A 12,697-nucleotide genomic window follows, 5' to 3' on the forward strand; every position below is an offset into this window, starting at 1 on the left:
TTAACTTAGCCTCGGTAGTGTTTGCACCGCATTACAACCAACTGGTTCAGTGTTCAAATCGAAGTGGTCATAAAGTTGCCAACTGACGCCGCTGTGAATTGATGCTTGGCACCGACAGGCTTAGAAAGCGTCCGAGCAGAAATGAATCTGGAGCGAGAATATGGGACGCGTTCACAAGCCACTTTTCAGCCGGCGGGCATTTATGGCGGCTAGTACAGCGACGTTGGCAACTCCTGCGCTTGCCCAAACTAACGGCGACACCGTTGAATTCAGAGAGGCTGTTGCGCCTCAGGCTGTTCGTAGAAATGCGTCCAGTTTTAGAGCCATGGACTGGCAGCCATATTTTGACAACTTGCGGAATGGCGCGATCTTGGTGGACCTTCCATCAAGGGCTTTGCATTTTTGGAATGATGGAGGGTCGGTTTATAAGTTGTACCCAACCAGCGTTCCACTAAGTGAAGACTTGACCAGGCGCGGCCGAACTAAAGTTGTATTGAAAGATCCAGAGCCAGATTGGCGACCAACTCCGGCGATGAAGAAGCGGAATCCGGACTGGCCTGACTACATGCCACCTGGCCCGGATAATCCATTGGGAATTCGCGCACTTCATCTGACTTGGCAGTACTATCGAATTCACGGAACTCACGACACACGAAAGATCGGCCGGCGTTCTTCCAATGGGTGCATTGGTCTCTACAATGAGCATATTACTGAGCTTTACGATCTTGCTCAGGTCGGCACACAGGTGTTGCTGATTTAGTCTCGTCGTAGGGTGATCCGCTGGGGATTTTATCCCCCGGATCCCGAAAGAATATTTTAACCAGAAAGATGGATCAGGTGATCCAACCCTGAAGGTTGTCCCTGATGACTTCGCATAGGGCCGCAATGTGGGCTTCGTCGTCGTTCAAGCAGGGAATGTAAGTGAAGACGTCACCGCCTGCATGCTCAAAGCTCTCGCGAATTTCTTCGTTAATCTCCTCAAGAGTCTCGATGCAGTCTGCCGAGAAAGCGGGCGCGATAACCGCAATGTTCTTCTTTCCGGAATTGGCCAATCGCGCAACTTCCTCAACGGTGTAGGGCTGCAGCCATTCCTCGGGGCCAAATTTGCTTTGGAATGTTGTAGCTATTTGCGAATCGTCCCACCCAAGTCGCTCTTTCAACAGGCGCGTCGTCTTTTGGCATTGGCAGTGATAGGGGTCACCTTCCAACAAGTAACGTTGTGGTACGCCGTGGTAAGAACACACCAAAATGTCTGGTTTGCGATTGCGATCTGCGTATGCGCGCTCAACCGATTGCGCCAAGACTTCAATGTAGGATGGTTGGTCAAAATAGGCGGGAACAGTGCGCACCGGTGGTTGCCAATTTTCGCTTTCGAGTGAGCGGAAAAATTGGTCATTCGCCGTCGCGGTCGTGGCGCCCGCGTATTGTGGATACAAAGGGAAAAAAAGTATCTTGCGACATCCTTGTTCAATCATACTTCTGACCCGCGATGGCGTTGAGGGGTTGCCGTAGCGCATGCAGAAATCCACCAGCACCTGATCACCAAATCCATCTTTCATAGCTGCGGCAATACCTGCGGTCTGCGCCTTTGTGATGGTCATTAATGGGCTTTCGCCTGCATCTTCGTTCCAGATTGACTTATAAGCTGCCCCGGATGTGAAAGGGCGTTTTGTCAGGATGACGGCTTGAAGAAGCGGTTGCCAGAGCCATGGGTTGTAGTCGATGACACGGCGATCGGACAAGAACTCGTTTAGATAACGCCGCATAGACCAATAATCGTAGCCGTCGGGTGTGCCCAGGTTTGCAAGGAGCACCCCGATTTTCTCGGGCTTGATAGCAGGGTGATCCGTCGGAATATGTGGAGCGTTGGTCAATAGGTCGTCCTGAAAGATGTGCGTTTGATGGGAGATAACCGGAAAGTTGGCGACGTCAACGCTGTTTAGGGTCCGCAATGTCGCCGGTCGGGGATTCGTCGACACCCAGGGCGTCTGCCAGGCGTGTTGATGCGGTGCCGGGTTGCAATGGCTTTTGCTGACTAGAATCGGGGGACCAGCCGGTGAGGTAAACCAATTCGAATGTGGCTGTTAGATAGCCCTCGGTATCGGCAAAGTTGGCGCGATAGATTTGCTCGGTTAGGGCAAAGAGCTTGCGTGGAGAGAACGCGCGGCGTCTCGCGGCAAGCGCATTGGTTTCACCCATGCCGCGAATGTCACGAAAGAGATCGGAAAGTGATTGGTAGCGCACAGTCAACGTTCGGTTATCTGCTACAGGAAGGGCAAATCCAGCTCGTTGAAGTAATGCGCCAAGGTCGCGCATGTCACCCATGGGCAGTATTCTTGGAGATAGGCCGCCGGTGAGTTTGGTTTCGGCCTCGGCAAGTGAAGTTCTTAGTTCGTGTAGAGTTTGACCACCGAACTGCACCGCTATGAAAAGGCCATCAGGCCTCAGAGCAAGACGGGATTGAACCATCTGGCCAATGGGATCATCGGCCCAATGAAGTGACATTGTGTGAAGGATTAGATCGTGCGCTGCTGGTTCGAGTGCCAACGTATCATCATCTGATGCAATTTTCGCGTTCGCCCAATGGATGATGAAGGGCGTTGCGTTCCCGCCAACTATTGCGGGCGCAGTAAACACTTTTTTAACCTCGCTGACCCTTTCCTTAAGATCAGTTGCGGCTTCTTCGAACAAAAACAACTCTGGTGCGTGCCAGGCGCGATGGCGATGCAAAGCAAGAGCGGTTCGGTCGGTAAGTTTTGGCGTCAGAGGCATGGATACACAGGGTTAGTTAAGATGTCGCTTATGCAACGTGCGTTGACATTGATCTATCCCGATCAGTGTATTCTTTGCACAGATCTTGTCGAGCGTCGCGGGGCGTTGTGCGCCAGATGTTGGAAGGACACACCTTTTTTGACAGGTCACGGGTGTGATCGGTGTGGCGCGCCTCTGGTTGGTGTCGGCGATGGAGGCGTGGATCACTGTGATGACTGTATTAAGACGGCTCCTCCCTGGCGGCGGGGTAGGGCGGTGGCACGTTATGACGGAAATGCACGGCGGATTGTTCTTGCTTTAAAGCATGGAGATCGGCTGGACCTTGTTCCGACGATCGCAGGATGGATGGCGAGAGCGGGAAAAGATCTTCTTACTGAACGCCCGGTAATAGTTCCAGTTCCCTCCCATTGGTCACGTCTTTTGAAGAGGCGATTCAATCAAGCAACCGAAGTAACCCGTTCACTGGCGAAGCTGGAGGCGCTGCCACATTGTCCCGATGCCCTGGTCCGGACCAGAATAACCGCAGTTCAAGATGGGAAAGGGCCAGAAGAAAGATTTCAAAACATCGCCAATGCAATAACGGCGAACCCAAAGCGTCTTGACCGCTTGGGCGGAAAAAAAGTCTGCTTGGTGGATGACGTTATGACATCGGGGGCTACTTTGTCGGCTGCTACCAATGCCTGTTATGCAGCGGGTGCAGATCAAGTTTCCGTTCTGGTTCTGGCGCGTGTGACCAAAGCAACCTAAGTAATGGACAATCTAACTCAGGAAGTCCTGCAATGAGAAATGTTGAGATTTACACCACACCACTTTGTGGGTTTTGCCATGCGGCCAAAAGGCTTCTTCAAGACAAAGGAATATCTTTTGCCGAGATTGATGTAGCGCGCGACCCTTCTAAGCGCCATGAGATGGTACAGCGGTCGAACGGTAGACGCACGGTTCCGCAAATATTCGTCGATGGCGATTATGTTGGTGACTGTAATCATCTGTATTCTCTGGAAAGGTCCGGAAAGTTAGATCCGATTTTGGCTGCTTAATTGATGAGAGTAGGGCTTGTTCAACTAAATGCGTCCGACGACCCCAAGAATAATTTGGGTGCGACGACGTCATTCGTCGAGCAAGCGGCTGCTGGCGGAGCAGAACTGGTTCTGACCCCGGAAGTAACAAATTGCGTCTCTGCAAGCCGATCGCGACAGAACGATATGCTGCAAACGGAAGACGAAGATTTGACTTTGGCAGCGCTCCGCAAAGAGGCGACGCGTCTTGGCATCTGGGTGTTGATTGGATCGTTGGCGCTAAAACAAGAAAACAAGTCACGGTTTGTGAACCGATCTTTTTTGATTTCGCCAAATGGAGCAATTACAGCGCGGTACGATAAAATCCATATGTTCGATGTTAAGATTTCCGAAACCGAGACCTATCGCGAAAGCGACGGATATCAGCCTGGCAATTCATGCGCGGTTGTTCAGATGAACGATGCAACGCTGGGCATGACAATTTGCTACGATGTCCGGTTCCCTTATCTCTATCGCAAAGTTGCCAAGGCAGGGGCGCAAATACTTACAGTTCCGTCGGCGTTTACGCCGGAAACTGGGGCTGCGCATTGGGAAGTACTCCTGCGGGCACGCGCAATTGAAAATGGTTGTTTTGTATTGGCCCCGGCCCAATGTGGCACCCATTCTGCAATGACGGGACGACGGCGCAGAACTTATGGACATTCGCTTGTTGTCGACCCCTGGGGGCATGTTTTGGCAGATGGTGGAGAGGCTCCGGGAGTGACTTTGGTTGATTTGGACCTGAATGCAGTCGATTATGCGCGCAGACGGATATCGTCGCTAACACATGATCGAGATTGCATACCGTTATAATGCCAGACACGAAAGAAACCGGAGATCCTCTCGCAATTGCGCTGTTCAGCGAATTGTTCATGGCAGATCAATTGGCCCGTGCTCGGCTAGCAAAGGCTTTGCCAAAAGGTATGGAACTTAGTCACTTTTCGGTTTTGAATCACCTCGCACGCACGAATACAGAGCGTACCCCAGCCCAATTGGCGCGGGCGTTTCATGTCACACGTGGGGCGATGACTAATACAATTTCCCGGTTGGAGTGGGCAGGTTATGTGCATATTCGACCGGATTGGGACGATGCTCGGAGAAAGTTTGTCGCTGTAAGCGCAGATGGGCGAAGAGCTCGTGATGAAGCGTTGACGGCAATAGCTCCAATTCTTGACGGTGTAGTTAATGCTGCCGGATCCGAGAATGTGCGGAACGTTCTCCCTTTGCTGCGTGATATTCGCCAGCGATTTGAAGAGGACTCTACGACGGACGAATAGAGGTGGTCGTATAATTTACGGTTAAGTCTTTTTCGCTTAGACGCCATACCCAAGTTAGAGGGTTGAACACGAAACCCTTGCGGTCGACGGGATTGAACCCTGCGTTTTCCAAGAGACCAAAAAGCTCGTCGGGCGTTATGAATTTGGACCATTCGTGAGTGCCCCGCGGCAGCCAACGCATGATCATTTCAGCACCGACAATAGCTGCGGCGAAACTTTTGGGGTTTCGATTGATTGTGGAGCAGATCATCAAACCGCCGGGCTTCAGTAAGTTGTGACACGCAGTCAGATAGGCAAGCGGATCAGCGACATGTTCGACAACTTCCATATTCAAGATTGCATCAAACTGCTCATTTTGATCAACCAAAGCTTCCGCGGTGGTGTGGCGATAGTCGATTTGCAGTCCCTGGTTTTTGGCGTGGACCTGGGCGACTGGAATGTTTCGTTCGGCTGCATCGGCCCCAACTACATCGGCGCCAAGGCGCGCCATAGGTTCGGATAATAAGCCACCGCCACAGCCGATATCGAGAATGCGCAATCCCTTGAACGGCTGAGGTTGAGTTAGGTCACGCGAGAATTCGGCCGCGACTTGTGATGTAATGTAGTCAAGCCGGCATGGATTTAACATATGCAGTGGCTTGAACTTGCCGTTCGGGTCCCACCATTCGGCAGCCATGGCTTGAAATTTGTCGATTTCGCTTTGGTCGATAGTGCTGGCGGAAACCATGATTTTGCGGGCCTTTCGGACAATGTGCGAAGCGTGCCATAGATCGTTACGAATTCGCGCTATATAGATCAAACATGGACCGTCCTGCCGACAAAAAAACTGCGTCACAGTATCTCTATCCGTCGATTGACCCGTTCGATCAGCGAATGATGGATGTGAGTGACGGACATCGGCTGTATGTTGAGCAGTGCGGCAATCCGGATGGCATGCCGGTGGTTGTTCTGCACGGCGGGCCAGGTGGCGGATGTAGCCCTGCCATGCGACGTTATTTTGACCCAAACTTTTATCGGATCGTACTATTTGACCAGCGCGGCTGTGGGCGATCTCGCCCACACGCTAGCGTTGAAGCGAACACTACATGGCACTTGGTCGAGGACATTGAGCAAATTCGGCAAGATCTGGGTGTTGATCGCTGGATAGTTTTTGGCGGTAGTTGGGGGGCGACTCTAGGTTTGGTTTACGCAATCAGCCATCCTGGAAGAGTTGCCCACTTGGCCCTACGGGGTGTTTTCTTAATGACCAAGGCCGAGTTAGATTGGTTCTACGGAGGGGGCGCCGGAAGTTTTTGGCCGGACGTCTGGGCGCGGTTTACTTCGCTTGTTCCCGAGAATGAGCATGGTGATTTCATCGCGGCCTATAATAAACGCCTGTTTTCGGGGGATCACAGGGTCGAAACTCGGTTCGCGCGTGCTTGCGCAAGTTGGGAAAACACGCTTGCGTCTATCAGCAACGATGGGCTAGGCGGCGAAAGTCCGGCAGAGTATGCGCGGGCCTTTGCTCGGCTAGAGAACCACTATTTCAAAAATGGTGGCTTTCTGGAACGCGATGGCTGGATCGAATCCAAAGAGGACGCCCTGAGCAACGTTCCGGGGACTATTGTTCAGGGGCGATATGATATGATTTGTCCGCCAGCAGCCGCGTATCGCTTAGCGAATGCTTGGTCCGGCGCCAAACTGACAATCGTGCCAAGAGCTGGTCATGCACTTTCTGAACCCGGCATTAGTGCAGAACTGGTCCGAACAATGGATCGACTTCGCCGAACAACCTGATGGCGGAGATCCGCGCATCCAAAGCACATTTAGCGATCTCGCGCTCAAAATTCGCAACCTGTTGAGGTTTGATTCTCAGCGAATTTGAATTCTTCAAACGAGCGCCGGGAGTGCGCCTCGGTTCTGCCGCAATCCTTCGATCATTTGTTCCTTGAGACTAAATGAAGGACCTGGGTATGAATTCTGCGATTGCTGCTGCCGCAATCGGGCTATTGATGGTTGTAGCATCCACCGGCGATGCCACGGCCTGCTCTCGGAGCGTTTCTGCCAACGCCGTGAACACTGTTGTTCCGGCGAAATCGATTGATCAGCGAATGCTGGACAGGGCCATTCGGACAGAGGTTAATTTCCATCGCTGCCGCGCCGGGCTAGGTGCCCTGAAAAGTGCCGGAAACGAATTAGTGTATGAAGCCAAACGACACAGCACTTGGATGGCGAAGACCCAGCAATTGACGCACCGGAGTACGGTTGCGGGTGCCGCCACGTTGAAACAGCGGGTCAAACGTTCGGGCATCAAGTTCCGTATGGGATCTGAAAACATCGGAATGGTGCACCGCTATCAGATTGATAATCAAAGGTTTAAGATTGTGAACTCAAACGCTTGCCAGTTCACAACACATAAGGGGCAACCTTTGCCTGCGCATTCCTATGCCTCGCTTGCACGGCATGTTGTGAACCTTTGGATGAACTCTCCCGGGCACCGCAAAAACATCCTTGATACGCGCGTTACGCGGACATCCTCCGCCGTGGCATTCGATCCCAAGGCGCAATATTGCGGGCGGTTCTGGCTGACGCAGAACTTCGTCGGCTGACTCTGAAAGCCTAATATATTTGGCAGTTAGCTTTCTTCCAAACTTGACATCTCTCGTTGCTGAACGTGCGGTTTGGGCGCATTGTTCTGTCTGGAATCTTGTGACCTCAGTCTGCTCGGGTTTCGAGACATATTGGTAGAAGAGGACGCGGTGGTGTCACAAGGAACTCCTGAGCGAATGCGCGCCATTTCGGCGCAAGTGCCCGGTGGGCCTGAAGTTTTGGCCGTTGCCGAACACGAGGTGCCGCGACCGGGCGAAGGCGAGGTATTGATCCGGGTTGTGGCTGCTGGGGTGAACCGGCCGGACTGTTTGCAGAGGAAGGGCGTGTATCCGCCGCCGCCGGGAGTGACTGACATTCTTGGGCTGGAAGTCGCGGGTGAGATTGTTGCGCTGGGCGATGGCGTTGCCCTTGATTTACTGGGTTTGAAGGTCATGGCGTTGATTGCGGGCGGGGGCTATGCCGAATATGCGGTGGCCCCGATTGGCAGCGTGATCGAGGTGCCGGAGGGGATGCCGTCGGAGGTTGCGGCGGCGTTTCCTGAGACGTTTTTCACGGTTTGGCACAACGTTTTTCAGCGGGCGAAATTGCAGTCTGGCGAGACGTTTATGGTGCATGGCGGGACTAGTGGGATTGGGACGACGGCCATCCAATTAGCGAAAGCTTTTGGGGCGAAGGTGATTGCGACGGCGGGGTCTGTGGCGAAATGTGAGGCCTGTATGCGGCTTGGGGCGGATACGGTGGTTAACTATCGCGAGTCGGATTTTGTTGAGGTTGTAAAAGAGGTTACGGGCGGTCGGGGCGTGGATGTGACGCTGGATATGGTGGGCGGGCCATATGTGAGCCGGAACTATAAGGCGGCTGCGGTTGAGGGGCGGATCGTGCAGATTGCGTTCTTGCAGGGCGCGAAGGTTGAGGCGGATATCAGCAAGTTGATGATCAAGCGGTTAACGCACACTGGATCGACATTGAGGGCGCGTTCTGAAGCGTTCAAAGCGGTGATTGCGGATGAGTTGAAGGAACAGGTTTTGCCTTTGATTTCATCGGGTCAGATCGCGCCGGTGATGGACAGCACCTTCGCGCTGGAAGATGCTGCAAAGGCCCATGCGCGGATGGAAGAGGGTGCGCATATCGGGAAGATCGTGCTGACGATTTAGCAAAGTTCGGTGGTTGGAAACGGTCAGGCAACGGGTGAACTCTGAAAACCCTAAAACACAGGGGATCCGGGCGATTTTGCCTGTCGGTATCACGTCGGTATTGCGTCGGTATCACGTCGGTGCGCCTTGAATGCGACGAAAGGCCGTATACCAGATGTTGTGAGGGGCTCGGAAAGCGTTAAGACCAAGTTAATGGCGCATCGGCTAGATCGAAAATGCCGCACTGTATGTTCGTCGAAGCAGGGCGCTGCGCCGTCCGAAGATAGAGTTGGCTATCGCGTGGCCCGGAAGATCCCAGAGGCCAAAGTCTGGGCCAAGTGCATGATCGCCGATGCGCGTCATGCCAAGGTCACGGCAGATTTGCGCGCCGCCGGGGGTGCAGGAGATTGTGCCGATGCCGTGCAGGATGACATCCCGACGCGCGAGGCTTTCAAGAAACCGGACGAAGGATGCGATAAGAAGCATGGCTGCACTTTCGTGTCCCGGACGGACAATCAAGGCAGGGCTGTAGCCGTAGTAGGTGCCTGGCAGGATTGGTTGGCGGACACGATCAACCGACAATTCCGACTCGACCAGATCGCCAGTGCGGAACAGAGCCTCGTCTTCCGGGAGCAGAAAAACCATTGTCCACTTCGCGACCATTTCGCCGCCGGACATTACGGCTGTCCAGTGATCGCGGTAGGTTTCGTAGATCGGTTGGAAGACGTCTTGATTTGCGGCAAGGTCTTCAGGCAGCGCGCCCATCGTTTGTTCAGCCAGTTCGATCGAGGCGCGGCTGGCTTCGCGCCATGAGCCGTTGAAGTGTACGCTGACAAGGGCGTCGTCAAGAATGCGATAGGCGGGTTTGCCGGGGTGATCGGCGCGGGCGGCCCAGTCTTCGCGGCAGGCGAAGATCTGCGCCTTCGTCCAGCCAAGACGGTCCGATAAGCGGTGTTCGATATCGCCGCGCATGAACGACAGCGAGCGTTCGTATTTGCCGATGGCATCTGGGCTGACGCCCAGTTTCTCGGCCAGTTCTTCCTGAGTCATGCGTCCGTGGGTGCCGTTGGCGGAGCGCCAAGCGCGAAGCTTTTGTGCGAAGAGGGAGGTTTGTTGCACCATCTAGCCTTGGATTTTCGGAACGGGTTGTTGTCAGCAGAATGGCCGGAAGGTGTGGTGGTGCCAAGGGACTTACGGGTGACTTACGGATTTGGCGGATCAGGTCGGTGGCTCAGCGGCCCATCTGCCAAGCAGGGTTGGCGCAAAGGAATTGCGCAAAGGTGGCGAGATGACCCGGATATTTGCTTCGATGATGGGCGCTGTGGGACTGATTTTTCTGCGAAGAGCGGATGTTGCAGGGGCTTGCGGCCGAACCGCCGGTGAAAATTGGCGACCCGCGCGTCGGGTGCGGGCGCCGGGTTGGTCAGCAGAGCGGCGGCGGTATAGCTAGTCTTTCGGCATACGATTCCAGGCATCCAGCGCGGCAATTTTGTAAGCCTCGGCCAAGGTCGGATAGTTGAACGTATTCTCGACGAAGTAGTCCAGAGTGCCTTGCAGGTTCAGGACGGCCTGGCCGATATGGATCAGTTCGGTCGCGCCTTCGCCAACGATGTGGCAACCCAGAAGCTTGCGGGTTTTCAGCGAGAAGATCATTTTTAGCATCCCGGTACTGAGGCCCATGATGTGCCCGCGCGAGGTTTCGCGGAACCGGGCGATGCCACATTCGTAGCCAATGCCGCGTTCGCGCACCTCTTCTTCGGTCATGCCGACGGTGGACATTTCGGGGACAGAATAGATACCGTAGGGGAAGAATTCCGGCGGTTTGTGCGCTTCGCGGCCCAGCGCGTGGCAAACGGCGATGCGGCCCTGTTCCATGGATGTTGAGGCGAGGCTGGGAAAGCCAATGACGTCGCCCGCGGCGTAGATGTGCGGTTGACTGGTTTGGAAAGAGTCTGGATCGACGGTAAGGCGGCCCCGGTGGTCAACTTCCAATCCGCAGGCATCCAGATTTAGGGCGGCAGTTGCGCCCATGCGTCCGGCGGCAAATAGCACAATCTCGGTTCTGATTTTGCGACCATCTTCCATGTCGACCTGACAGCCGCCTTTGTCCAGGATCGAGACCTTGTCGACTTTGCGGCCAAAATTCAGGACCATGCCGCGGTCGCGCAGTTGGTGGGTGAAATCGCTGATCAGTTCTTTGTCGATGAAATCGAGCATGGAATCGCGGGGTTCGACGACGGTTACATGGACATCAAGCGCGCTGAAGATCGTGGCGTATTCAATGCCGATGACGCCCGCACCAATGACGCAGAGGCTTTTTGGCAGACGTTCGAGCTCAAGGATTTCGTCGCTGTCGAGGACCCGCTCGCCATCGAAGGGGATGGTGTCGGGGCGGAAGGGGATCGTGCCGACCGCCAGAAGGAAGCGCTTGCCTTCGAAGGCGAAGATCTCGCCCTCTTCCCCGGTGACTTCGATCTGGTTGGGGCCGGAGAATTTAGCCTCACCCCGCAAAGTCGTGACCTGATTTCGGGCGAACTGGTGTTCGAGGACTTCAACCTCGTGGCCGAGGGTCATGTCGAGGCGGGCACGCAGGTCATCGGCGCTGAGGTCTTGTTTGACGCGGTAAGATCGACCGTAGAAGCCACGTTCACGCCAGCCGGATAGGTTCAGCGCGGTTTCGCGTAAGGTTTTGGATGGGATGGTGCCGGTGTGGACCGAGACTCCGCCTACGCGGCGGCCCTTTTCGATGACCAGCACCGTTTCGCCGAATTTGGCGGCCTGAATGGCGGCGCGGCGTCCAGCAGGGCCGCTGCCAATGACGATCAGGTCGTAGTTTTCCATGGGCGTGCTGTCCGTCTGGTTGTTCGCAATCGAGGCGCACCAGAGAGTAAAACTTTGCAGTTCGCAAGGCTTTTGGCATAGGGTTTTGAGTAACCTCGAAATGCAGAGCCTGATTGACAATGAACCGGTGCTAAGGCTGGGAGTTTTCCTTGGCATTCTGGCGGTGATGGCGATTTGGGAAGTGGCGGCGCCACGGCGACGGGTCGAGATACCGCGGCTTTTGCGGTGGTCGAACAATCTGGCGCTGGTGGCGCTGGACGGGCTGTTGGTGCGGCTGGTGTTTCCGGTGGCAGCGGTTGGATTTGCTTTGATGGTTGAAGACGCCGGGTGGGGCGTTCTGAACTGGGTCAGGGTGCCGGGGTGGCTGGCGGTTTTGGTGGCGGTGCTGGTGCTGGATCTGGTGATCTATTGGCAGCACGTGGTCTTTCACGCGGTACCAGTGTTGTGGCGGTTGCACCGGATGCATCATGCGGATCTGGAGTTTGATGTGACAACAGGGTTGCGATTTCATCCATTGGAAATTCTGTTGTCGATGGTGATCAAACTGGCGGCGATCGCGGTACTGGGCGCCCCTGCGATTGCGGTGCTGATCTTTGAGGTCGTGCTGAACGGCAGTGCGATGTTCAACCATTCAAATGTTCGGCTGCCTGCGCGGGTCGATGCGTGGTTGCGGCTGGTCATTGTAACGCCCGACATGCACCGGGTGCATCATTCGGTGGTGCGCGTCGAGACGGACAGTAATTTTGGCTTCAACGTGCCGTGGTGGGATCGGATATTCGGAACGTATCGCGGCCAGCCAGACGCCGGGCATGAGGGGATGGTGATCGGACTTGAGCGGTTCCGCACGCGGCGCGATCTGTGGCTGGACCGGATGCTGCGGCAGCCATTTCAGGGATCCGCGCGCGGTAGGGATAGCGACGAGAAGCGTTGAAGACACAGCCTAAACCGCGACAAATTCGACAAATCCTATGGATCGGGGGGAACAGAGGCCCGAGATCTGTCGTTCACGGTGTTTTTAGCTTGCTATGCG

The 12,697-nt window shown here is 54.8% G+C and carries 14 protein-coding genes; 9 read left to right on the top strand and 5 right to left on the bottom strand.

Features of this window, described 5'->3' with window-relative positions:
- The first annotated feature begins 160 nt into the window (after positions 1-160).
- A complete protein-coding gene (locus GKR98_14870; GenBank protein ID QMU59353.1) occupies positions 161-760 on the top strand; it encodes a L,D-transpeptidase family protein in 600 nt (199 codons plus the stop codon).
- Between the two features lie 73 nt (positions 761-833).
- Here the strand turns inward: GKR98_14870 and GKR98_14875 are convergent, their stop codons facing one another.
- Both GKR98_14875 and GKR98_14880 read right to left on the bottom strand, forming a co-directional pair.
- On the bottom strand, positions 834-1,874 hold the full coding sequence (locus tag GKR98_14875) for a ferrochelatase (protein QMU59354.1): 1,041 nt from the start codon (positions 1,872-1,874) through the stop codon (positions 834-836).
- Positions 1,875-1,929: 55 nt separating this feature from the next.
- Positions 1,930-2,772 carry an SAM-dependent methyltransferase gene (locus GKR98_14880; GenBank protein ID QMU59355.1) on the bottom strand — a complete coding sequence of 281 codons (843 nt, stop codon included), beginning with the start codon at positions 2,770-2,772 and terminating at the stop codon, positions 1,930-1,932.
- Positions 2,773-2,793: 21 nt separating this feature from the next.
- On the opposite strand from GKR98_14880, the gene GKR98_14885 reads away from it, so the two are divergent.
- Genes GKR98_14885 through GKR98_14900 form a run of 4 tightly spaced genes read left to right on the top strand, consistent with a single transcriptional unit; the run spans position 2,794 to position 5,104 of the window.
- Positions 2,794-3,519 carry a ComF family protein gene (locus tag GKR98_14885; GenBank protein ID QMU59356.1) on the top strand — a complete coding sequence of 242 codons (726 nt, stop codon included), beginning with the start codon at positions 2,794-2,796 and terminating at the stop codon, positions 3,517-3,519.
- A 32-nt stretch (positions 3,520-3,551) separates the two neighbouring features.
- Positions 3,552-3,809, top strand: a complete 258-nt coding sequence (gene grxC / locus GKR98_14890; protein ID QMU59357.1) for a glutaredoxin 3 — start codon at positions 3,552-3,554, stop codon at positions 3,807-3,809.
- Between the two features lie 3 nt (positions 3,810-3,812).
- Positions 3,813-4,640 carry a carbon-nitrogen hydrolase family protein gene (locus GKR98_14895; protein QMU59358.1) on the top strand — a complete coding sequence of 276 codons (828 nt, stop codon included), beginning with the start codon at positions 3,813-3,815 and terminating at the stop codon, positions 4,638-4,640.
- Complete coding sequence (locus GKR98_14900) at positions 4,640-5,104, top strand: MarR family transcriptional regulator (GenBank protein QMU59359.1); 465 nt, start codon at positions 4,640-4,642, stop codon at positions 5,102-5,104. Before GKR98_14895 ends, GKR98_14900 begins: the two co-directional genes overlap by 1 nt.
- Here the strand turns inward: GKR98_14900 and ubiG are convergent.
- Positions 5,088-5,831, bottom strand: a complete 744-nt coding sequence (ubiG, locus tag GKR98_14905; GenBank protein ID QMU59360.1) for a bifunctional 2-polyprenyl-6-hydroxyphenol methylase/3-demethylubiquinol 3-O-methyltransferase UbiG — start codon at positions 5,829-5,831, stop codon at positions 5,088-5,090. The two genes, GKR98_14900 and ubiG, sit on opposite strands and share 17 nt — an antisense overlap.
- A 74-nt stretch (positions 5,832-5,905) precedes the next feature.
- Between ubiG and pip the strand changes: the two genes are divergently transcribed.
- From pip to GKR98_14920, 3 genes are all read left to right on the top strand, one after another.
- Positions 5,906-6,880: a prolyl aminopeptidase gene (pip, locus tag GKR98_14910; protein ID QMU59361.1), complete on the top strand. Its 975-nt coding sequence runs from the start codon at positions 5,906-5,908 to the stop codon at positions 6,878-6,880.
- A 161-nt stretch (positions 6,881-7,041) separates the two neighbouring features.
- Complete coding sequence (locus GKR98_14915) at positions 7,042-7,692, top strand: hypothetical protein (protein QMU59362.1); 651 nt, start codon at positions 7,042-7,044, stop codon at positions 7,690-7,692.
- 177 nt (positions 7,693-7,869) lie between these two features.
- Positions 7,870-8,847 carry a zinc-binding dehydrogenase gene (locus GKR98_14920; GenBank protein QMU60122.1) on the top strand — a complete coding sequence of 326 codons (978 nt, stop codon included), beginning with the start codon at positions 7,870-7,872 and terminating at the stop codon, positions 8,845-8,847.
- Between the two features lie 204 nt (positions 8,848-9,051).
- On the opposite strand, the gene GKR98_14925 is transcribed toward GKR98_14920, so the two are convergent.
- Both GKR98_14925 and GKR98_14930 read right to left on the bottom strand, forming a co-directional pair.
- Complete coding sequence (locus GKR98_14925; protein ID QMU59363.1) at positions 9,052-9,948, bottom strand: helix-turn-helix domain-containing protein; 897 nt, start codon at positions 9,946-9,948, stop codon at positions 9,052-9,054.
- Positions 9,949-10,272: 324 nt separating this feature from the next.
- Positions 10,273-11,667: a Si-specific NAD(P)(+) transhydrogenase gene (locus GKR98_14930; GenBank protein ID QMU59364.1), complete on the bottom strand. Its 1,395-nt coding sequence runs from the start codon at positions 11,665-11,667 to the stop codon at positions 10,273-10,275.
- A gap of 100 nt (positions 11,668-11,767) precedes the next feature.
- Between GKR98_14930 and GKR98_14935 the strand changes: the two genes are divergently transcribed.
- Positions 11,768-12,598 (top strand): sterol desaturase family protein, encoded by an 831-nt coding sequence (locus tag GKR98_14935; protein QMU59365.1) that lies wholly within the window; start codon positions 11,768-11,770, stop codon positions 12,596-12,598.
- The last annotated feature ends 99 nt before the right edge of the window (positions 12,599-12,697 follow it).

It is taken from the genome of Boseongicola sp. (genome assembly GCA_014075275.1).
Taxonomy (GTDB): Bacteria; Pseudomonadota; Alphaproteobacteria; order Rhodobacterales; family Rhodobacteraceae.